Source organism: Spirosoma aerophilum (assembly GCF_054782495.1).
Window position 1 is genome coordinate 1 of record NZ_BAAGSJ010000002.1, and the last position, 20,213, is coordinate 20,213.

Annotated in this window: 21 protein-coding genes; 3 read left to right on the forward strand and 18 right to left on the reverse strand. The window is 46.8% G+C overall.

Annotation, left to right across the window (positions count from 1 at the left end):
• Positions 1-798: 798 nt before the first annotated feature.
• The 8 genes from ACYVK4_RS01805 to ACYVK4_RS01840 all read right to left on the reverse strand — a co-directional run bounded on the left by ACYVK4_RS01805 (position 799) and on the right by ACYVK4_RS01840 (position 8,747).
• Positions 799-2,589: a DUF262 domain-containing protein gene (locus tag ACYVK4_RS01805; RefSeq protein WP_461125781.1), complete on the reverse strand. Its 1,791-nt coding sequence runs from the start codon at positions 2,587-2,589 to the stop codon at positions 799-801.
• Between the two features lie 17 nt (positions 2,590-2,606).
• On the reverse strand, positions 2,607-5,267 hold the full coding sequence (locus tag ACYVK4_RS01810) for an N-6 DNA methylase (protein WP_461125782.1): 2,661 nt from the start codon (positions 5,265-5,267) through the stop codon (positions 2,607-2,609).
• A 61-nt stretch (positions 5,268-5,328) separates the two neighbouring features.
• A complete protein-coding gene (locus ACYVK4_RS01815; RefSeq protein WP_461125783.1) occupies positions 5,329-5,640 on the reverse strand; it encodes a HigA family addiction module antitoxin in 312 nt (103 codons plus the stop codon).
• A 15-nt stretch (positions 5,641-5,655) separates the two neighbouring features.
• Positions 5,656-5,964, reverse strand: a complete 309-nt coding sequence (locus ACYVK4_RS01820) for a type II toxin-antitoxin system RelE/ParE family toxin (RefSeq protein ID WP_461125784.1) — start codon at positions 5,962-5,964, stop codon at positions 5,656-5,658.
• Between the two features lie 63 nt (positions 5,965-6,027).
• Positions 6,028-6,372: a YkvA family protein gene (locus tag ACYVK4_RS01825; RefSeq protein WP_461125785.1), complete on the reverse strand. Its 345-nt coding sequence runs from the start codon at positions 6,370-6,372 to the stop codon at positions 6,028-6,030.
• Positions 6,373-6,407: 35 nt separating this feature from the next.
• Entirely contained in the window at positions 6,408-7,331 is a 924-nt protein-coding gene (locus ACYVK4_RS01830) for a hypothetical protein (RefSeq protein WP_461125786.1), read from the reverse strand.
• Positions 7,332-7,344: 13 nt separating this feature from the next.
• Complete coding sequence (locus ACYVK4_RS01835) at positions 7,345-8,394, reverse strand: type IV secretory system conjugative DNA transfer family protein (RefSeq protein WP_461125787.1); 1,050 nt, start codon at positions 8,392-8,394, stop codon at positions 7,345-7,347.
• A 41-nt stretch (positions 8,395-8,435) separates the two neighbouring features.
• Positions 8,436-8,747 carry a hypothetical protein gene (locus ACYVK4_RS01840; protein WP_461125788.1) on the reverse strand — a complete coding sequence of 104 codons (312 nt, stop codon included), beginning with the start codon at positions 8,745-8,747 and terminating at the stop codon, positions 8,436-8,438.
• 146 nt (positions 8,748-8,893) lie between these two features.
• Between ACYVK4_RS01840 and ACYVK4_RS01845 the strand changes: the two genes are divergently transcribed.
• The 3 genes from ACYVK4_RS01845 (at position 8,894) to ACYVK4_RS01855 (ending at position 11,736) form a co-directional block, all read left to right on the forward strand.
• On the forward strand, positions 8,894-10,234 hold the full coding sequence (locus ACYVK4_RS01845) for a hypothetical protein (protein WP_461125789.1): 1,341 nt from the start codon (positions 8,894-8,896) through the stop codon (positions 10,232-10,234).
• A 133-nt stretch (positions 10,235-10,367) separates the two neighbouring features.
• Positions 10,368-11,309 (forward strand): MobQ family relaxase, encoded by a 942-nt coding sequence (mobQ, locus tag ACYVK4_RS01850; protein WP_461125790.1) that lies wholly within the window; start codon positions 10,368-10,370, stop codon positions 11,307-11,309.
• Complete coding sequence (locus ACYVK4_RS01855) at positions 11,272-11,736, forward strand: hypothetical protein (protein ID WP_461125791.1); 465 nt, start codon at positions 11,272-11,274, stop codon at positions 11,734-11,736. The genes mobQ and ACYVK4_RS01855 overlap by 38 nt, the downstream gene beginning before the upstream one ends.
• Here ACYVK4_RS01855 and ACYVK4_RS01860 read toward each other — a convergent pair.
• The 10 genes from ACYVK4_RS01860 to ACYVK4_RS01905 form a co-directional block, all read right to left on the reverse strand.
• A complete protein-coding gene (locus ACYVK4_RS01860) occupies positions 11,733-12,377 on the reverse strand; it encodes a hypothetical protein (protein WP_461125792.1) in 645 nt (214 codons plus the stop codon). The two genes, ACYVK4_RS01855 and ACYVK4_RS01860, sit on opposite strands and share 4 nt — an antisense overlap.
• A 20-nt stretch (positions 12,378-12,397) precedes the next feature.
• A complete protein-coding gene (locus ACYVK4_RS01865; protein ID WP_461125793.1) occupies positions 12,398-12,751 on the reverse strand; it encodes a hypothetical protein in 354 nt (117 codons plus the stop codon).
• 57 nt (positions 12,752-12,808) lie between these two features.
• The gene (locus ACYVK4_RS01870) at positions 12,809-13,036 is read right to left on the reverse strand and encodes a hypothetical protein (RefSeq protein ID WP_461125794.1); all 228 of its coding nucleotides are present in this window, start codon (positions 13,034-13,036) and stop codon (positions 12,809-12,811) included.
• A 76-nt stretch (positions 13,037-13,112) separates the two neighbouring features.
• Positions 13,113-14,087 (reverse strand): toprim domain-containing protein, encoded by a 975-nt coding sequence (locus ACYVK4_RS01875; protein WP_461125795.1) that lies wholly within the window; start codon positions 14,085-14,087, stop codon positions 13,113-13,115.
• Positions 14,088-14,607: 520 nt separating this feature from the next.
• Positions 14,608-15,609 (reverse strand): replication protein RepA, encoded by a 1,002-nt coding sequence (locus tag ACYVK4_RS01880; protein ID WP_461125796.1) that lies wholly within the window; start codon positions 15,607-15,609, stop codon positions 14,608-14,610.
• A 16-nt stretch (positions 15,610-15,625) separates the two neighbouring features.
• Positions 15,626-15,925 carry a hypothetical protein gene (locus ACYVK4_RS01885; RefSeq protein WP_461125797.1) on the reverse strand — a complete coding sequence of 100 codons (300 nt, stop codon included), beginning with the start codon at positions 15,923-15,925 and terminating at the stop codon, positions 15,626-15,628.
• A gap of 75 nt (positions 15,926-16,000) precedes the next feature.
• Positions 16,001-16,660, reverse strand: a complete 660-nt coding sequence (locus ACYVK4_RS01890) for an AAA family ATPase (RefSeq protein WP_461125798.1) — start codon at positions 16,658-16,660, stop codon at positions 16,001-16,003.
• Positions 16,661-16,845: 185 nt separating this feature from the next.
• Entirely contained in the window at positions 16,846-18,123 is a 1,278-nt protein-coding gene (locus tag ACYVK4_RS01895) for a Y-family DNA polymerase (protein WP_461125799.1), read from the reverse strand.
• A 5-nt stretch (positions 18,124-18,128) separates the two neighbouring features.
• A complete protein-coding gene (locus ACYVK4_RS01900; RefSeq protein ID WP_461125800.1) occupies positions 18,129-18,593 on the reverse strand; it encodes a LexA family protein in 465 nt (154 codons plus the stop codon).
• A 430-nt stretch (positions 18,594-19,023) separates the two neighbouring features.
• Positions 19,024-19,731 carry a recombinase family protein gene (locus ACYVK4_RS01905; protein ID WP_461125801.1) on the reverse strand — a complete coding sequence of 236 codons (708 nt, stop codon included), beginning with the start codon at positions 19,729-19,731 and terminating at the stop codon, positions 19,024-19,026.
• Positions 19,732-20,213: the final 482 nt, after the last annotated feature.

Here is a 20,213-nt window from a genome sequence, read left to right on the forward strand (position 1 = left end):
AAAAAAAAACATTTAATTATTTTTTATTTAATTTTTTAAAGAATACATTTGTTACATAAGTAAACAAAAAACCCACCGCCGAAAGGCAATGGGTTTCCGTTTACAACGGTTAGTGTGACTAACGTGGATGCGTCAACATCCAGATAGTTACACCAATTTGCACCAGAATCCCTATCCAAGTGATAACGGGCTGGTACTTTTTGAGAAAGCGTAGGATCGCATGTCCTTTGCTAACTCGGGTGATCGCTCTCTGCATATCTGTAGTATGTTTTGAGTGTGGGAAATTGGCACCTCCTCCGCGAGTGCCTACGGGCCTCCTAACTGTGTCCAGCAGTTGGTTAGCCTCGCAATTTAAGCTTTTTTAATTTCCAAAACTCGCTCTCAGAAGGGGCGAGTTTTGTTGTTTTCAAAAGTATTTTGCAACGCCCTGATTATCAAATCAGAACAAAGATTTTTACTGTGTGAGATCAAAAATAAATGACTGCGAACGCTTAATCGAAAAGGGCAAGTATCGTAGGATCGGGCGCACAATGCTGATGTCGCCAAATCCAACAATACAAAGTTACAAAGCCCCTGAAGGGTAGCCAATTTCGTAATCAGATTTAATGACAACTTGGCTCATGGCCTTTGACAATGCAAAGTTGCTGCCATTTACCCTAATTGGCATACATTGACCTATTCTGACGGTGCAATGCCACGTCGGTCTCTGTAGTATCGTCCCTAGCCCGTTCACATGCATATGAACGTTTGCTTGTGAACAAAGGCATCAGAAAGAAAGCCCAAACCGGGCTATCAATCCTAATTATGCATCGGTGCCCACTTCCAAACTTTAAGGGCGTGTTGGGCTAAATCTTGAGAACGCTTTTTGATGGCTTCTAACGTCCATTGATCTTGGCGCTGGGTAATGTCGCGGTTTAAAGCAGACTGATGATGCGCGTATAATTCCTGCTTCTTTTTGTAGAGTTCTCGACCAAAGCTACTATTGGCCGATTGGCTGTTTAAGCACAGATTGCCTAATGTATTCGTTATCCGAACGAGGTCAGGGCTATAAGCATCATTTCCCAAATATTCTTTCCACGGCACATCTGGCGTTTGTGGTAAAACGTGCTCGATGGTGGGAATAGTTGAATAATCGGGATACTCGCCATGCGGCTGCATGTGTCGGTCGATCTCCTGTAGAACCAGGCGCGAGAATGCCAATTCTCGGGGCTTGTATAGTTCCCGCTGGATCAGTGCATCTTCCAATTCTTGATCGGAAACCCATACGTTTTCGTCCTGCACAGCCTTTTGAAACGCTCTTACCTTGTTTGGCTCTGATGCAATTCGGCTGATGAGTGAAGGAAAAAGAACATCGTATTTCGTGGTTGAAAGACCGGTTAATTTCCGCCGCACCAGTAGAACATAAGTTTCCCGGACAAGGGCGCGAACATCGCTCTCAATCATGGTGCCGGTATCAAGACCGCGCAGCAGGGCCATAAGAAAGGGCCGGGCTGTATCCATGTTAGTTTCGTTGATACGCGCCAACAATACACTTAATTCTGGATTGTGGGCCATGAATTTACCAGGCTTCAATACCTGGTTATAATACTTGGTATTCCCGTGAATCTCATCCAACCGGGCCAACGCTATTTCATGAGTCAGTGAGCGGTTTTTCGTTTTGAAGAAAACATAAAGCCTTCGACCGTGGCCAACCATTTTGGTTGAGCCGATGGAAAACAGGTTGCGAAGGTAATCTTCAAAATTGCCGCCTTCCTCCGTTACAGCATGTTGAGCCGTGAGCCACTTTTCGTTATGCAATTTTTCATGCTCGTTCGTCTGGTCGTTGGTCAACGGTCGGAACAGGTAATTGCACAGCAGTTCCGATGCAGAGAGAGGCAACCCCGCAGCGTTCAAACTCTCAAAGATGGCCTGTGCGTCGTCTTTTGCACCATCCAGGGGAATCCAGACAATTTTCAAGCTGCGTAGTAGAGCCTGGGAGAGCTGCCACAATTCCGGCACGCTTTTATGCTTAAGATTCTTCCGCAGATATTTTACGAGCTGATCGACGTGATTTTGTGCTGGGACATATAATTGCATGTCCTCCTGCAATTTTGGGCTTTGCGGATTACGCCCAAATAAGGCCAAAAAGGTAGGATAGCGGTCCCCTTTTGTGCTGAAAACCTTTAAACGGAAATATTCATCTGCATCATCAACATTGTTGAAAAGCAGGTTTTGAAGCGTCGAAATATGCCCTGATGCTTCCGGGGAAAGGGTTTGTTTCTCTTGCATCAATTTCACGATTACGCCCAACATGAGGTAAACGGTAGTAATGCGCTGCTGACCATCAATAATCAAAAACCGCTTTAGCGAGTGATGGCCACCCATTTTTTCGAGCACGACAACCGGGCCGAAAAAATGCTCCTCGTTATCGTAATCACCATTTTCTACTTGCGTTAGAATCTCGGTATCAACGTCTTCTAATAGTTTATCCCATTGGGCTTTTTCCCAAGCGTATCCACGCTGGAAAAAGGGGATTTCATATCGGGCTTGGCTCTGAAAAAGAGATTTGAAATTACGGTTTGAAATTATGTTGGCGGCTTGGGAGGACATAAGTTTAATTCTTGGGATTATAATGCAACTGGCGGTGGGGTGAATAATTCCATTAAAAATTCATGGATAGCTGCATCACCTTTCTGATTTGCATCTTCAAGAGCTTCCTTGTTTTCAATGATTGTCCTAGCACTATCAATTATGTGCTTAACGTGTTCCCAATCATCAGGGATAGGAATAAGCATATCAGCTATATGTTGGGCCTCTAAGTGCTGTTGCACTGCTCCGTACTCATTCCGTATCATCTGATCGTATGCAGCATTAGATTGTAGGAAGGAGTACATATAAAGCCTCATGTCCTCTTCCTCTGGAAGTCTAACACGAATTAGATCGTCCGAAACTATAGCATTATCAAGCCGCTTAGTAATGTATGCGACTCGGCCAATAGTTCCTGAACGGCTAATTACAATATCGCCTCGTTTAACTCTTATCGCATTTATAGCCTTAAGTTGAGAAGGACTTGCGAGTGCTATATTGAACAGCTTTGCACTTTCGCCTTTTTCCTGAAGCACAGCGGACGGAGTGTAATAAGGCTCAACATTTTCGCCTATTTGGTCTGTGATAATGGTCTCACTTTTTAAACGAGGCCCTTTAAAGATCCTAATATTTGAGTTGATTTGGCCTAAAGTTGTTACGCTCCATCCCGACCTGCCATCAATGGCTTCTATTTTCCTTATTGTCTCATTGAGATTTGGCAAATACGCCTGCGGGTTGATTTTAAGAAGCTGATCTATTTCAGATTTTGAAATCTGAAATCTATACTCTGAACTTACAAGTCCACCTTCTTTGAATGCCCTATAATCATCCAGGATCTGATCCAAATCGTGGTCAATTTCTTCGGTTAATTTATTGTCATTATCTCTTTTGAAAACAGGCCGTCCTTCGCTGTCCTGGCCTACCTTTTTAGAAATAGCCATGAATATGCTGTAGTCTGCCTCTATAACTTCATTCTCCAGAGGTTTTTGCACAAAAACGACACACGTTCTTACACCAGTATGAGGCTGAAACGTGTCTTTGTGGCAGTTAACGACGGCTAGTAGTTTAAACTTATCGAGCAGTAATTTTCTGACTGGAAAGTATGTTTGTGTGTCTAAAAAGCTCTTGGGCATTACGATACCCATTCTACCGCCCGGTGATAACCAATCTAGGCACCTTTCAAAGAAAAGCATTTCAGGAGGGACTCCCTCCGAATTTCTTTCCCCAGTTGGCTGATAATCTCCATTTTTGCTTGCCCATCTAATTCCAGAAATAAAATTATCTAAGATTGCAGGCTCTGTAATTCTCCCCTCCCCGACTCCAGCAAAAGGAGGATTGGTAATAATAATTTTGGGTTTACCAAGGCCAGCTCTAGCTCTTACATGCTCATTGAAGTTATCGAATGCGCCCAAACTATCACCCTGTGTCATTCCAGTGTGACCATCGCCATTTAAAATCATTGCAGTCTTGGCGATCTTAACTAGCCTTTTGCTAATCTCGATCATGAACAGGTTTGTTCTATGCCTATCTAACTGCCGCTGTTTTGATGTTTCAGTTGCCGAACTATCAAGAATTTTCTTCCTGACGTATCTCATTGCACCTGTCAAAAAGCCGCCAGATCCACCTGCGGGGTCTAGAATAACATCTTGGTATCCTGGATCTAATACTTTTACTGCAAAATCAACAATGAGCCGGTTTGTAAAAAACTGCCCTCTTTGCTTTTTAAGGTAAGTGGCGGTGTATTGCTCATAGGCGTAGCCCATGATGTCCCAATCTTCCGATTCATGAAGATTGCTCAACATTTTGTAAGGTTGAAGTTCAATTACAACGTCACAAATAGCTCTGTCACCAACGGTAATTCTTTCCTGAGGAACAAACACATCAGGATTGCTCTCGATCACCTCATCGAAGAGTTTGGCTATTCTAGCTGCAACCCTAGTTCTTCCCTCTGGTGTAGAATATTCTTCCGGTGTGCAGTAAAAGTTTGGATACTCTTCTGCGAGTTCTTCATCCATTGCTTTTGCAAGAATCAGCCTCACCATATCCAATGTTAAATCGTCTTCGTCCCCATCAACACCCCTACCATGGAGCTTATTATGGCATCTTCGTAGTATGCCTTTAATATCTTTAGGCCTTCTTAGATCTACCTTCTTACGTCTCCCTAGGGCATCCCACGCTTCGCCAACTCTTGGAATACCTGTCCATTCTAATAACTGATTTGATGGAGCACTTAGGCGTCGGTAGTATTTTATCGTTTCTCCGTTATACCAGGCTCCCCCGTTCGCACTTGTATTGAAAATATAAGACACAAGTTGGCCATACCCACCCTCTTCTTTTGGGGCTTTACACTCAACAATAAGCTCAATATTTCCTTGGTCCTTATCCCTGCACGCCCTTTGGCTGCTATACACCACTATGTCAGCCCTAACAGCTCGACCTTCTCGGTCCGTAAGCTCTTTGCTCCCGTGGTATATTGATATTTCTCGTGCAAGGACGTTTTTGGGATATTGGTACTCAAAATGCAGTACCCGAAGAAACTTTTGTCTTACAAATTCTTCCGGCTTCGGCTCAAGTACTGCGCCTGATAAAAAATCAACGATTTTGCCTTCGTCATTTAATTCTACTTCAAATTGTTGAACCACAGTTTCGAGTGTTTTTATCGACATTAAATTCTCTCTTGATGCAAAAATCGGCGTTTCCAAAAATGCTATTTTGGCAAATACAGATCCATCAGTTTTAATAAATTGAAATTTTGTTTTTGTACTACGCGGGCTGCAAACTGCCGCCTACGCTGCCAAAATGCTGAATCTTGGATCGGTTTACCTTTTTTTCAGCGTGCCATAATTCATAGTTCTTTTGAAGATTTACCCAAAACTGCGCTGTGTTGCCGAAAGCCTCAGACAATTTCACGGCTAATTCTGGGCTTATGCCTCCTCGCTCGTTCACAATGGCCGAAAGATTGGCACGGGCAATACCTAAGCCTTTCGCTACCTCGGTAATCGTCAAGCCGCGCTCTTGAATATATTCTTCCCGCAAAATTTCGCCGGGATGCACGGGGGCTAAATTACGCTTCATGGCTGGTTCCTTTCTTCAATGATAATCGACGTAATCCACGTCGTGAATGTCTCCGCCTTCAAAGCGGAAAATGATCCGATAGTTTGGCGTGACGGTGATCGACCAAAAATCCGCCATATTGCCCGTTAGTTTGTGAATCCCTGACCCCATTTGCTGAATATCGCTGACCGATGAAACAGCGTCTAATTGGTCAAGAACTCGGTTGATCTTGCGTAGATACTGCGCGGGCAGCTTCGCGCCGTTGCCCTCTTCGTAGTACTGCTGCAAAGCTTTGTGCCGGAAATTTATAATCATAACACCATTGTAGCCCGTAATATTACACATTACAAGTGAGAACAAAAAAAGCCCCTTATTTTGGAGATAAGGGGCTTTGAGCAATAAACTAACCTAGCTCAGGGTATTCGGGCGTTCGCCAAAATAATCGTCATAGTCGGCCTGCGCTTCGACTTCGACCGCCGGGGATATGTTGCGCGAAACCCGGCTGATGGCACATAGTAGCGCGGCTATGTCATCGGCATAACCGAGCACCGGAATTGCGTCGGGAATTATATCCGTGCGTAGGAATAGATAAGCAATGGCACTCACGATCAGCACTTTGTCGATGATCGGCGTGGTCGGCTTTTTCAGCACGACGCTTCCCACAAAAACGGGATAGAGCACACTCTTTTTCGCGTCTTTCGCGATGGCTTGGATTTTGACGAATAAACCTTCGTCGGCATGTTCATTTTTCATGTTTGTGTTGTTTACTAGTTCAACAGGGAATTTAATTATACACTCGTTGATGCGTCCGCCTTCGGTTCACCCTGCACGGCTCGCATCGCATCAGCCAAGGTCGGGTTGTTTCGCTCGATAACTTTGACCAGTTCCGGGTTCTGCTTCACCTCGTAGGCGGTCTTCCGCATCATCCGGTCATTGGCCCGCTTCATAGCGGCACGTTCGGCGTTTTTGGACTGATTGTAATACTCGGCCTCGATCATGGAATCCTGAATATTCAACCAGTAGCCCCGCTCCTGCTGATGACGCAGGCCAGTGTACATGTTCATAGCTGCGGCAGACATAAGCAGCCATAGGAAAACAGTCGTTTGACCCACTGCGGCAGCAAATAGACTTATGAACGCGATAAAGGCGGGCTCAATCCACTTTTCGGTGAACGTGTCTACATCCGAGAGAACCGGCAACGCGAAATCCAGCCGCCGTTTATCGAGTCTCGGACTCAGGGCAAAAATCAGCCGCACGATGTTGTCCAGAAACAGGTTCAGCACGAACATGACAATGATACCAATGGGTCGGAGCCACGACTTGCCCGCCGAAAATGTGTGAACCGGGGTGCCGATAATATTCCGCCACCAGATGCCCAGAAAGTGCAGCATCCCTATGATAACATACCATTTGGTGATGGGCCCAAGCATACTATCCACTGAGGCACCACCGCGCCCGAAAAACATCCACACATAATTGAGCGGATTAAGCAGGCCAACCAGATAACTAATAATTTGGATCAGCAGCAGCAGAACCAACCCGCCGAAAAAATTGGCTTGGGTGAAATACCGCTCCCCAAACCCGCGTCGTAAGAATACTTCCATTGGGACGGTCGCTACGCCCCAGACGTAATTGATCAGGCCCAAGCCTGGAAACATCGAGCCCCAAACGGCTTCGCCGCCGGTGACGTCTCTTGGTTGTTGATTAGGCATTGTTTTTAGTTGTTTACTGTTTGAAAGCTGTAAGTAGATACATGTGGTTTTTCTCCCACTTCCGCCCGTTCTGAAAGACGATGCCAAAAACGGTATTACCGTTTTCTGGCCCGCCTTTTAGCAGGCGAGTAAAGGTTTGTGGGATCACATCGAAGTCAAAGCTTTCCTGCTTTGATTCGCCTAAGCTGATCGATTGTCCCCCAATGGATTGCGATTCACCGCTGCGCGTCTGCCAGCTCCGGCCAATGACCTCGGCGGCATGGGTGTTCGTTTCGGGGTCGGAATTGGCGTGCCAGATCTTCGTTTGAAGATTTCCGATCAGGGAGTTTACGCGGTCGCGGTTTCCCATCTCGGCATAGTAGTTTGGTAAATTCTGGGTCAGATAAACCGTACAGGCGCGTGAACTGCGGGCTGTGGCCTGAAACTGCATATCGTATTCCGTGGCGAAATTCTGGGCTTCATCAACCCATAGAAAAACCGGTCTGGGATTCTCCTGTACATTTCTGCGCTCCGTCGCCTGCTGCCAGATGTATTTGTACACCACCTGAGCCGCCCGCCCTGCATCGCCAAATTCCTTCACAGGAAGGTGCATGACGATCACCGCTCCGTGATGTGTCAATTCGGGATAGGCAATCTGTTCCCGATTCTCTGGAGCCTCCGAAAACAACCGGCGAAACGGACGACGTAAGAAAATGTCAGTCGTCGTCGTGAACATAGATACAATACCCGATCGGGTGCGACTGCTGATATTGGGATACTCATCGAGCCAATATCCGGCAGTGGCTTCTAAATCGTAATCGGCCCACCGGTCGAGTGCCTTACTTTGGCACTCGGTCAGCAGTTGAGCGCATATGCTTTTTCCCCACCATTCGGCACTGTTGCGCTCGTCGGCACTCTGGGGAGCGGATCGCACGATTTCGTGCATGAGCGGCACAGATACGGTGCCTCTGGCAATTAGTGACAGGTCAATAGCATTGCGCATCAACTGTTGCATGGCTCCCGACCAATAGGGGTCTGCCCCACTGTTTCCTTTGCTCCGGCTGACGGCTTCGTAAACCGTCATAAAGAGCCGAACGAGATTTTCCGTATATCCGGCCCCTTCGCCTACACGGTCAACCTCATATTGTAGAAAGGAAAGCAGTAGTCTCCGCTAGCGTCAAAAACCAAAATGCTATCGGTGCGCCCGGTCTCCTTGGCGTAGCCTTGCCAGGTAGAAAGTTCCTCTTTCTTGGCGCAAAGCACCAGGCCACCGAATCCTGCCTGCAAATAGGCTTTCGCTAAGGCTGCGCCACTGCCAGACGTTTTACCGGAGCCGATGCCTCCGAAGATCTGCACCCCTTCGCACGCCTGGCGGGTCGTGAAAGGGTGCGTACCGTTGAAGTGGTACAGGACAGAATCGAGATTAAACTCAAGCATAAACAAAAAATACTTAAACAGTGAATAATCAGCAATATATACCTTTGTTGTGGCTGTGGCATTTGTACAAACGCCACAGCCACAACAAAGGTATTACCCTAGTTTTATTTTCCAAATGATTTCCCATTTTTTTGTTAATTTGTATTATGGAGGAAGAGAGTACAATAAGTCAAAATGAGCTTGATAATCAGGCTTCCTTGGAAAGGAAAAATGAGAATAATAATCAACCTGCTAGTAATAGAGGCTCTATTACTAGCAATTGGTATGCTCATTATAACAGATTCATTGAGGCTAAAAACTTGATTGTGAAATACTGTCATGAAAAACAGTGGCACGAAGCCGATGAACTATACCAAGAAATAGAAACTGTATATTACACTTTCCCTGACATTTATGATTTTGCTGAAGGTATTAGCGTGTCCGCTCGGCGGCTGGTCGAAGCACACATTATCGAAGCGCTCAAAGGTAGAAATCACTTACACCAGGCTGAAAAGATCTATAGCGACATAGAATCAGCACATCAAGGTTTCCCACAAAATGATAAAATCACTAAGGAGTTGTGCATAGCTACTTTCTCTCTCATTAAGTGCTATACCGCCTTTCAATTAGAGCAAGCAGAAAAAGCATATCAGAACATCAAACCGCTCTGTCAGCGATTTATAGATGATACTTCTATTGCCAGTGGTGTGGCGGCAGCAATTTTTGAGCTAGTAATAAAATATTGTAGGGTTGACCAATTCCAGCGAGCCGAGGAGCTTTATAACGACATTACATCACTAACTCAGCATGCCGAGGTGCTTATTTTTGTATCGGATACTTATATGGTCCGTCGAGGGATGCAAGAGGCTGCTACCTGTTTAATAAAAAACCATATTCTAAAAAATCAAAAAAAACAAGCAAGCCATATATACAATGGTTTACCTAAAAACATACAATTTTCGATTGCAAAAGAAGAAGAAGAATTGGATTTCGATCAAGATATCAATTTAGCAAATGAGTCTATACTACCCACTGTTGCTAAGGAGGATCATTTGTTGAATTCGAAAGCTGCCCAGCAGCAGTGTGAACTTATATTTAGCCAATTTGGAATTCGGCCCAATATTTTGGCAACGGATAAAGAGTATTACTCTGATGAAACTCTATTAAAAACTGTACAAGAGAAACAGTATTTCATTAGCGCGGAAAGTCCCGAGCAAACATCTTTATCAACAAGCCTACTAATTCGGGAGTCAAGGATAAGGTACAATCTAATGAACTCAAACAGGGTTCAAAAGTCTTCACAAAATAATCAGAATTTGGCTGATAAAATAGAACATATAAAAGCAGAATATAGTGAAACCCATAAAGGTGAACAACCTTCTCTACATCGCCTAGCTAGTATACTTTCCGAAAGAAAAATAGCTTCGCCAAGCGGTAAATCAGCGTGGCACGCCAAAACTGTTCAGCGAGTTATTGACGCAGCTAAAGACGCTATGCACAAGCTGTAGATTGCTCTCACTGTCTTATTACCTGAAGTAATTTTAAAGCATTTTGAGCGTGTGACTAAAAAATATTAGTATCTTGTTCAAGAGTTGCGCTAGCAACTCCTATACGCGCACTTACAAATTACCCTACAAAAGCATGCATGCTAATCTGCACATCAACGCCATTTCGCGATCCGGGGGCCGCTCGGCAGTCGGGGCTTCGGCTTACCGTTCCGGTTCTGCTGTAACTGCTCGCTCTGTCGTCGCCTGTGCTTCGTATCGCTCTGGAGAAGTTCTAAAAGACGACCGATACGAAAAAACCTACGACTTCACCCGGAAAGAAAATGTACTGCATTCGGAGATCATCACCCCAGACGGTGCGCCCGAATGGATGAAGGATCGGCAACAATTGTGGAACGGGGTAGAAGCGGGTGAAAAAAGAAAGGATGCCCAGCTCGCCAAAGAAATCGTGCTAACCTTGCCCCGGAATCTTAACATGGAGCAACACAAAGAGGTGGTGCGCGACTTCGTAAAAGAGAACCTGACAAGCCGGGGTCTGGTCGCCGATTTTGCCATTCACAGCCCCGAAGCCTCCGATGGTGAACGCAACCCGCATGCCCATATCATGTTCACCCTGCGCCCGGTCGAAGATGGCCAATTTGGCAAAAAACTCACTGGACGGATTGGCGGATTGGACGATAAAAAAGTTCTGGCCGACATGCGGCATTCCTATGAAAGCATCCTCAACCATGCTTCCGAGAAAGCCGATTCAGGAATCCATTTCGATTTGCGAAATCTTCAAACAAAAGGCATCGAGCGGCAACCGCAACCCAAGATCGGGCCGAAGGTCACAAACCTGGAAAAACGAGGCTACGAAACCGAATGGGGAAAAGAGGTGCGCCAGGTCATGCACCAGAATAACGCACGAGCGGCCTATGCTGGCCATAGCCTGACACATAAGGTCTCCTACCATACGAGCCGCGCCGTGGAAGCGGTACGCGATGATATTGCATACAAATATTACGAGGCCGCATATGGAGACAATAATCACAAAGACTTCTATGGAAACGACGAACGCGACCGGGGCATCGAGCGATAAAGACGAGATCCTCAAGAAATACACCCGTCAGGCTTACCCGGCTCTGGTGAAACCTGCCCCGAACTCTGAACCGAATGAGACGGAAGAAAACGAGGATGGGCAATACCGTGCCTTAGTGCAACACATGGAGAAGCGGGGCAATGCCCCCAGGTTTCGCATAATCGACCGTAGAGGGCATATCTACGGGTGCGGGTACGCCTACCTACTTGGATGGTTCTACACACCCCCTGAGACGCTTTCTATTCAAACCACGACGCATGTTTTTACCCTGACGGGCAAAGGGCTGGAAAAAATCGAACAGTCCTTGCTGCGCGAAAAGGTCAAGGAACTGCGGGAATTTCACCCTGGCCAGGATCAGGAACCAGATGCAGGACAGCCAATCATCACAAACCTAACTGTTAACACTCCTTGGAGCGACAAGGCTTAGGACATGTAAAAGATTGGTTCTGGTGGGGGATCGTATTTGCTCATCCTTCGCGGTGGACTTTTTTCGTTGCGAACAATCAAACGAGCATTGAAATATTTTGTTAACTGGTGTCGATCACGACCATTTAAAGCCACATTGTATATTGGCCATTCGCAATTTTGCGTTTTTCGATTATAGCCAAATTCTCCATAATATCGGCCTTCCAAAACACAAATAGCCCTTAGCTGGCCTCTTTTTCCCCAATCTTTTTTGTGTGGGTAAAATTTGTTGTCTGCAGCGACGTAAAAGGAGTGAACACCATCATATAGCTTATAGCGTGCAAAGAATTCTAAATCTCTCTCTCTTGTGGGGAATGCCTCGATTTCTAGCAACGCTTTTGTTACTTCTTCCGCGCTACACTTTATTCCCTTTTTTTCAAAGTAAGGGGGTAAATCCTTTAATCTGGGAAACCCTAAAATAACGCGACGGCTTACAGGATGTCGAATTTCACCCTTGATCAAATATTGGCCATCGTGAACATCATTCACCGTAGTGTATTCAACTCTCAGCGCGTAATCGTTTTTAAACCAGCCTGACGATGCACTGAAAATAGATATATCATCCAAGAAGAATCCGTTAAAATCTAAGTCCTGAAATCTCACAATTAGTTTTTTTATAATTGTTACCGGTAATTTTCGGGAGATTTATCAGAAGTATTTTTCTCCTGCGCCTTGCTCTGCTCTGCGGCTTTGGGCTGCTGCGCCTGAGCTTGGATTTGCCGTATCTTCTCCGCTCCGCGCTCGTTGTTTTCCAAGTGCCGGGCAACCGGTTCGTTGATTTGCGGTTCTGAGCTGCGTGTCTGTTTCGCTTGTGGTGCGTTGCTCTGATATTCAGTCTTTTCCGCTACGCCTTGTTTTTCCAAACCCTGCCCGGTCTGTTCAACACCTTTGCGCGTCTCAGGCGACATTTTTTCGATAGCCGCGCGCGACTCGGGCGGCATATTCTTCAGTATCTCTTCAATCGTTTTCGATGCCATAGCAGAAGGTGTTTACCTTCCGAAAGATACCGAAATTTCTAATCGCGATGATGATCTTTAATCGAAATCGAGCGGACTTAATCCCACTTCATGGCAACGGCGGTTCACGTCGCGGATGGCATCTATGTTGGCCAGCGTCAAAACGTAATTACCTTCGTTTACATCATTCAGCAAATGAGCCGCCTTCATTTTAAGCTGAAAAACGGCATCTCCGTAGGTATCGCAATCGTGCGCTTCGCACTGCGGGAAAGGAAAAGGTATGATCTGCGCAGCCTGATTTGACATAGTTCGATTTTACCACAAACCGGCGGCAATGCATGCGAAGATTTTGTAACAAATGAGACAAACTGCACGCACTTTCCTAGCCGCGGTTGTTGCCGCGGCTGGCCATTCTCGCCCGCAATTCGTCGTTCACATCCTTTGAATTGGCGAACCTTTCGCCTTGGGGCAAAACCTTTGCCCCGAAATCCGCCTTGAATCTTTCTGTCCCCTGCTGGCCCGCCTTGTCGTTATCGAGATATGTCCGCAAATGCTCGTAATTCTGGGCGCGAATGTGTGCCGCTGCTCGATTGTAGGAAGAAAGCGAATGCATGATGATGGCATCGTCGGGGAGCTGCTCGGCGCCGGTTAGTACCAGGTACGACAGGAAGTCGGTCATGCCCTCGAAAATGTGTGCGGTGGTACGCTCGGCCGATGTGCCGGGAATCACGGAAATATCGCGGGCGATCAGCGGTGCCTTAAATTTGTATTTGCTCGATGCCGGGCGCACTTCCCAGCCTCCGGCCTGGTTCTGCATACCAAAACCGAAATATTCCTTGCCGCTGGCGGTGTGTTTGTAGCGTACTTCCTGCAAATATCGCTTGGCGATGTTGGCCGGAATGCGGCGTTCCCCGTTCAGATATGACATAATGACCGGGTTTTTGATCGGAATGGCGCTCAAAAACTCCAACTCCGATTCCAAATAATTTTCGACCGCTTCGCGGTGGGGTTGCTGATGAAAAGAAAAAAGATCGGGGGCCGGTGCTGGTTTCGGTAGGCTTGGTTTACGGCTGCTAGGCGTGCTGAAATGGTGTTGGAGATAGCCCAGGGCATCGCGGACGCTGGTGTAGCCCTCATGGCGCATAACAAAATCAATGACGGTGCCGCCAATGTCGCCGAAATCTTTCCATATCCATTTGCCATTGATAAATGAGGTATGAAACGATTCGTCGGTTTCTTCTCGGAAAGGCGACCGATACCAAAGTTCGTATCCGCCCTTTTTTGTCCGCATTGGCTCATGGCCAAGTTTCGTCATCAAATCCGGCAATGAAAGCTTTTTCGCTTGTTCAATGTTCATATGGTCATTTGTTAGGATCGCCCCTCTTCGCCCTCTTTTCTTTTTTCACCAGCTACTACGAAAAATTTTTGTCGAAGACTCAGTTAATCCCTTTTTATCCACAAAACACAGGCCACTGATATAGGATTATTTTTTTATAGGGTTAGATATAGGTTTGTGAGACAAACCGCTCGAACTTTTTAAGACAAACTGCTCGTGGATAAGTCGGTATTTCAAAGACAAAGTACACGTGGATAAGCCATTATTATAATCTGCTGAGACAAAGTACACGTGGATAAATAATTATCTGATAATCAACTGTTTGCGTAGATAAATGCTGAATGTTGCCATTTTTCTGTCCACATTGTGGATAATCGGCGAAAATCGGCAAACTGAGACAAAGTACACGTATTTCTTTATGTGCGGATTCTTAGATGGTTAGCGGCCGTTATCCTCTAGTCATCCCGTATTTTTGGCTCGGAACTGAGACAAAGTACACGTGCTTCTGAGCCACATTATTTTTTTAAATATCTGACTCTCATTATTTTGGCGTTTTTTGCCCTTTGGGGACATCGGGCTCTATCGTAGGGGCTGAATTAGGCAATGCTCTTGTGCCCATGCCAGGGATCATTGCCTTTGGTTCTATGGGTGGCGGGGATAGCCTCAAATCGAAGCCTCGGTTTGGTACTTCTTCGATTTTCGCGCCGTAATACTGTGACCGCACTTGCAATAAAGTTTTTCGAAACACCTTTTTGAAGTCGTTCATGCGATCATAGCCTTGCCCAAACTGCGATTTGAGATTTTCCCAGGCGATAAACTGCACGTTGTTTGGCTCGATGCGGTGAAGCCGTTGCGCTAGCCATGAATAAATATCCAAGGCCATAGCGTTGTGAGAAAGTGCAGCTAGTGCGCGATTGTCTAGCGGAATTGCGTGCTCTCTGAGACTCTCAAAATAATCACTGCTGAGCTGTACCCGAGATGGCCAAAGAATGCGCTGTTTCTCGTTCTTTGGGAACCACAAATCAAACGTATTGATGATGTGCAGATCGTATTGAATCCCCCGCACTCCATTGCTGAATCCAAGGCTGAGCGTCGCTGTGGACAATCTGCGTAATTGTTCTTTCACCTCTTTGATGGTGCGACCGTCGAGGCTTAGACCTATGCTTTTGATGAAAGCTGACATAGAGCCTTCTACATCAATTTCACGGCTTTGTGTTTTGACAGCCTCTGAATTGATATGTGCGAGGATCAACCGGGCCTTAGTCCCATATGGAAGGCCAATCGGGCCCATTACTCCATCCTGATCGAACGCATTGCCCGCTTGAACGGCTAAGCTAACATTGCCCTGTCTTTGCTGCCAAACCCGTTGATCGTCGCCGGGATTTCGATAGGGCAAAAACGTCTGACACAGTACAGAATGTTGATATATGGCTTCCTTGACAGTCGCTTTATCACTGGCAATTTCATAGGCGGTTTGGACCAGCCGATCACTTACGCGGCTGTTCGGTGTCAATATATTCTGAGGGGGCTTGTCGCTGGACATGGCAGTTCGTTTCGATCTATTTCCGCTTGCTCTTATCCCGCTGCAGCCGTGCCTCGATCGCTTGCACGATATAGGCATTTCTGGATGGCCGCTGCCGTTTGGGAATCCCCGACAACAGTTCGTCAATTTCCCGAATGTGGCTTTCGTATGTCCGTAGCGGGATAGTTTTTATTCTGTCTTCATCCTGGTTTGTTTCAGCCGGTTTTGCCAGCGTAGAGGAACCGCCCTTGTTAATGAGGGCTTCAACAGTGCTTTCATCCACTACTGGCGGGGTTGTGGTTTCAGCTTTGGCCTTGGGTAAACGTGCTATTGCCATGATACTAAGTCTTATATCGTTGGTGATATCATTTTAGATATCATATTTGATATGAGTTTCGATATACAAATATGGTCAGTAAGCCTTGATTTTCAAAGCCGTGAAAATAGCATTGTACAATGCGGCAAATTCCTCAATCGCTTTTGGGTCTTTCGGCCTTATTTCAAATATACTAAGCCCTAGGCTGATGGCGTTTGCGTAAGTTTTCCTCATTCCCAGCAATGTATCCAAATATGTGACGACTTCCGATTCTTTCAGCAATTCGGCCACATCGCGATTATCTCCCCCTTTGGGATCTGCTCGACTAATGAAAGAAAATGCACGGAGCTTTGGGTTGATAATCTGCATGTCAGACACAAGCCCTTCCACCTTTTCCAATGTCCATACATCGAGCGAACGCGGATAAAACGGAACCAAATAGACGTCGGTGATAGATAGTGCTGCGCGCTGGCTCGTGGTATCCCGTCCGCCTGTATCAATGACAACATCATCGAATTTACTGGCCAGCTTCATGACCTCGGAACGGACTTCTTTGTCGGACTGGCGAATGGCTGTGTAGCCGGTTTTGCCATTTGTCGCGCTTTCTCGCTGTAGCGTGAATGCCTGCGCCGAGCCTTGATCGTCGGCATCTACAAAAAGAACATCGCGGCCTTTGGATGAAAGATGAATAGCCAAATTGGTGGCGAGTGTAGTTTTACCGCTGCCGCCTTTGATTCCGCCTGTGGTGAATATCATTTGGGCCTGTTTATGAATGATTTATAGATTGACGATGATATCATGCCCAATACTACAAATAATATCGAAACAGATACAACATTAATATCATGTCGATATATACAGTGGTATCATTTGTGATATCATTTTATATATCATGAAACGCGAACGATCCTACCAAGTTACGCTGAAATTAATAAGCTTATCTATTCTAATTCGACCTTTGGCAACTCCTCCCATTTGGTCGTATATGCTGGGCTGCGCTGGTTAAACTTGGTTTGCCAAGTGCGCTTGCCCGGCGCTCCCTGCACGGCAAATGCTACCGTATTACGGCCATAGCGTTGGTTCAAATTGTCCATTGCATCCGCGACCCGGTTTTGCTTCTCGCGGTCGGTGGTGTTGAACATATCGACCTGGACATGCTCAGCAGGAACGATGCCCGTCACGATCACCCCGGCTTTCTTGTATTCGTAGCCCTCGCGGAAGATTTGTTTCAGGCCGTGAAGGGCGTGTTTGATAAGCTCCGTGCTGCTTCCGGTGGCGGTAGCAATGCTCAGCGTCTGGCTTTTGCTGTATTGCGCCTGGTCGGGCCTGAACTGGTTCGTCTGCACAAAAACCGATAGGACGCTCGCACAGGCATTTTGCTCTCGCAGCTTTTCCCCACACTTGTTGGCAAAGGTGCTGACCGCTTCGCTGATGACTTCCAGACTGGTTTGCTGGGTGCCGAAGGAGCGGGAACTACAAATGTTTTTCGAGATGGTGCGAGGCTCCAGCATCGGCAAACAGGACTGGCCGCGCAATTCCAGCAACAGCCGCGACCCGGTTACGGTCATGTGCTGCCTTACCCAATCGTCCGACAGTTCGGTGAACTGGTGAGCAGTCTCGATGCCCCTGGCGCGTAGCATTTCGGCGTACTGCCGACCAATGCCCCACACGTCGCCCACGTCGAATTGTTGCAATGCAGCAACCCGTGCCACGTCGTCGGTAATGACAAAAACCCCGTCATGTTCAGGGTTCTTTTTGGCTATTTTGTTGGCCACCTTTGCCAGCGTTTTCGTGGGACCGATGCCTATACAGGTCGGTATCTTCGTCCATTGCCTGACCGTTTTTCGTACCTCGCGGGCGAAGGGTTCCAACTCCTGCGTCGGAAAGATCGACAGGTCTAGAAATGCCTCGTCTATCGAATACACTTCCACCACCGGGCACAGGTCGTTGAGCGTGTTCATCACCCGCGCCGAAATATCGCCGTACAAGGTGTAATTCGATGAATAGACTTGGATCGCGTGTTGCTTAATCAGGTCTTTGATAAGGTGGGCGGGCGTTCCCATTTGCACCCCCAAATCTTTTACCTCCTGGCTGCGTGATATGATGCAACCATCATTGTTACTCAGGACGACAATGGGGGCCGTGGATAGGGCAGGGGCAAAGATTCGCTCACACGAGCAATAAAAATTATTGCAATCGCACAGCCCGAACCAAGCCATTAGCTCTACCGGAATTTGCGGCTCAGGCCGCTCACGACACCAAAAACGGTAACGTCGTCCTGCTCGCTTATTTCGATAGATTTGAACAACGGATTGCGCGACGCCAGATAAAAACGTCCTCGATCCTGCATAATGATTTTCGCTTTGTAACTGCCATTTAAACAGCAAATGACTATATCCTTCGGGCGATATTGCAGGCTGGTATCCACGATCAGCAAATCACCCTCCTCGATGCCTGCATCGCGCATGGATTGGCCATAGGCGGAAACGAGAAAGCATTGGTGCCTTCGGATACCGTGCCATTCATTCAGATCGAGTGTGGCTTCGATATAATCATCGGCGGGGCTGGCAAAGCCCGTTGTGCTACTGCCGCATTCTACGTTAAGCGCGAACTTGGGCAGCAGTACCAACTCGAAAGCCGGGCTGTCATACAGGGTAATTTCGTGTGTATCAGGGTAAAAGGGGCGCATATGGTGCCGATGAAAAGAAGAAACATCTATGCACCCAGTCTGTAAGATATTTCCAAAATAGCAACCAAATCCGGACAACATCGATATTGCCAATATAATATAGATGCTTGGGGTTCATCTATATCTCGACTTTTCTTGTCTGGTCTAAATAGGTTAAAGCCCAATAGTCAACATGCATTTCAGCTTGGACCAAACCATCCCTGTTTAACCAAATCATGACCCAACCTATTAAGTCCCTGTACGATGTATAAGGATCGTTCCGATCTTTGCCGGTTGTCCAGATCGGGACTACCTGCGTAGTGTTGTCGCTTAAGGTAGCGACAACCGCATGCTTCAACAGCCTGTCCTTAACGGGTATTGACACGGCAATCATTTTCCAACTGACGATTTCTAGGTACATAGTAGTGACAAACCGGCAACGGTCTGTGATTTATGAAATGGTCCTTTTTTCTTCCGTGCGGTTATACAATCGTTGCACTTGGACAGCTTGATACGTGCCGCCTTTGGGAGTTCTAAAACCACCCTGATTCAGTTGTCGGGCAATCTCCGACCAGCTATGCCCGCCCGCCACCAGCTGCTTTATCATGGCACTGGCCGGGCGGCTGTTACGATTCTCTGCAGCCTGGATTTTGATGGTGGCATGACCCAGCCGGGCAGCCCGTCCCGTCGAAAACTCGACGCTAGGAATGCGCCATTGCCCGGTGCGTTTCATTTTTTGAATTAGCGCGCCTTTGGTTCGGATGCCGATAAGTTCGCGTTCCCGGTCGGCAATGGCCATGAAAAGGGTAAGCGTGAATTTATCCAGGTTAGGAATGTCGCAGCTCTCCAAACGGCCTTTCAATTCCCGGTAGATGGCAAGTGCCTGCTCGGTGTTCCGGCTCAGGCGGTCGATCTTGGCCACTACCAGCGTGGCGTTCTGCTGCTGGCATAAGGCTAGTGCCTTCATCAGCTCCGGGCGGTTCAGTACATCCTTGCCGCTTTGCACGTCTGTAAATTCGGCGATGATCGGCCTGCCCTGGTAGTAGTGTTCCACATAGGCGCGCTGGGCATCGAGGCCAAGCCCACTATTGCCCTGGCGTTTGGTGCTGACGCGGTAGTAGATGACGTATTGAGCGGTGGGGGTTAACGGCTGGTTCATGGGCTGAACATAACCGAAAAGAGTGTATTTTACAAACGTACTACGCTGGTAGTACGTTTGTAAAAGGGCCGATGGTTCGCTATATTTATTCCATAAGCGAGCGTACCAAGGGGTACCTAACACATTCTGGGCGAAAAAGGCGGTTTTGTGTTATTTACTCCATCTTTGGGAGTTCCATCTTCTCGAATGAAGATAGGTTTGATCCGGTTTAGATGTACCACTTTTTTTAGCAATTTTAGGCTTCGTCCTGTTTCGCGCTTCGAACGCGTTTGCATTATTCTTAGATAGCCCCAAAACATCTGCTTGGATAAAAGTGTTATATTAGTACAAAAGTGCTAAAAGGGTGATCTAGACCCTTCATGAGAAAACTAGCTGATAATCAAGTAGTTCGCGAAAATCGCGTATTTTGAGAAAAAAAAACATTTAATTATTTTTTATTTAATTTTTTAAAGAATACATTTGTTACATAAGTAAACAAAAAA

What these genes read in the sequence shown, in the direction of transcription:
- ACYVK4_RS01840 (WP_461125788.1), bottom strand. Translation starts at nt 8,747, where the DNA reads ATGCTTGAGTTTAATCTCGATTCTGTCCTGTACCACTTCAACGGTACG.
- ACYVK4_RS01855 (WP_461125791.1), top strand. Translation starts at nt 11,272, where the DNA reads ATGGAAACGACGAACGCGACCGGGGCATCGAGCGATAAAGACGAGATC.
- ACYVK4_RS01820 (WP_461125784.1), bottom strand. Translation starts at nt 5,964, where the DNA reads ATGTGTAATATTACGGGCTACAATGGTGTTATGATTATAAATTTCCGG.
- ACYVK4_RS01805 (WP_461125781.1), bottom strand. Translation starts at nt 2,589, where the DNA reads ATGTCCTCCCAAGCCGCCAACATAATTTCAAACCGTAATTTCAAATCT.
- ACYVK4_RS01830 (WP_461125786.1), bottom strand. Translation starts at nt 7,331, where the DNA reads ATGCCTAATCAACAACCAAGAGACGTCACCGGCGGCGAAGCCGTTTGG.
- ACYVK4_RS01900 (WP_461125800.1), bottom strand. Translation starts at nt 18,593, where the DNA reads ATGCGCCCCTTTTACCCTGATACACACGAAATTACCCTGTATGACAGC.
- ACYVK4_RS01865 (WP_461125793.1), bottom strand. Translation starts at nt 12,751, where the DNA reads ATGGCATCGAAAACGATTGAAGAGATACTGAAGAATATGCCGCCCGAG.
- ACYVK4_RS01880 (WP_461125796.1), bottom strand. Translation starts at nt 15,609, where the DNA reads ATGTCCAGCGACAAGCCCCCTCAGAATATATTGACACCGAACAGCCGC.
- ACYVK4_RS01885 (WP_461125797.1), bottom strand. Translation starts at nt 15,925, where the DNA reads ATGGCAATAGCACGTTTACCCAAGGCCAAAGCTGAAACCACAACCCCG.
- ACYVK4_RS01835 (WP_461125787.1), bottom strand. Translation starts at nt 8,394, where the DNA reads ATGACGGTTTACGAAGCCGTCAGCCGGAGCAAAGGAAACAGTGGGGCA.
- ACYVK4_RS01895 (WP_461125799.1), bottom strand. Translation starts at nt 18,123, where the DNA reads ATGGCTTGGTTCGGGCTGTGCGATTGCAATAATTTTTATTGCTCGTGT.
- ACYVK4_RS01845 (WP_461125789.1), top strand. Translation starts at nt 8,894, where the DNA reads ATGGAGGAAGAGAGTACAATAAGTCAAAATGAGCTTGATAATCAGGCT.
- ACYVK4_RS01825 (WP_461125785.1), bottom strand. Translation starts at nt 6,372, where the DNA reads ATGAAAAATGAACATGCCGACGAAGGTTTATTCGTCAAAATCCAAGCC.
- ACYVK4_RS01875 (WP_461125795.1), bottom strand. Translation starts at nt 14,087, where the DNA reads ATGAACATTGAACAAGCGAAAAAGCTTTCATTGCCGGATTTGATGACG.
- ACYVK4_RS01890 (WP_461125798.1), bottom strand. Translation starts at nt 16,660, where the DNA reads ATGATATTCACCACAGGCGGAATCAAAGGCGGCAGCGGTAAAACTACA.
- ACYVK4_RS01870 (WP_461125794.1), bottom strand. Translation starts at nt 13,036, where the DNA reads ATGTCAAATCAGGCTGCGCAGATCATACCTTTTCCTTTCCCGCAGTGC.
- ACYVK4_RS01905 (WP_461125801.1), bottom strand. Translation starts at nt 19,731, where the DNA reads ATGAACCAGCCGTTAACCCCCACCGCTCAATACGTCATCTACTACCGC.
- ACYVK4_RS01815 (WP_461125783.1), bottom strand. Translation starts at nt 5,640, where the DNA reads ATGAAGCGTAATTTAGCCCCCGTGCATCCCGGCGAAATTTTGCGGGAA.
- mobQ (WP_461125790.1), top strand. Translation starts at nt 10,368, where the DNA reads ATGCATGCTAATCTGCACATCAACGCCATTTCGCGATCCGGGGGCCGC.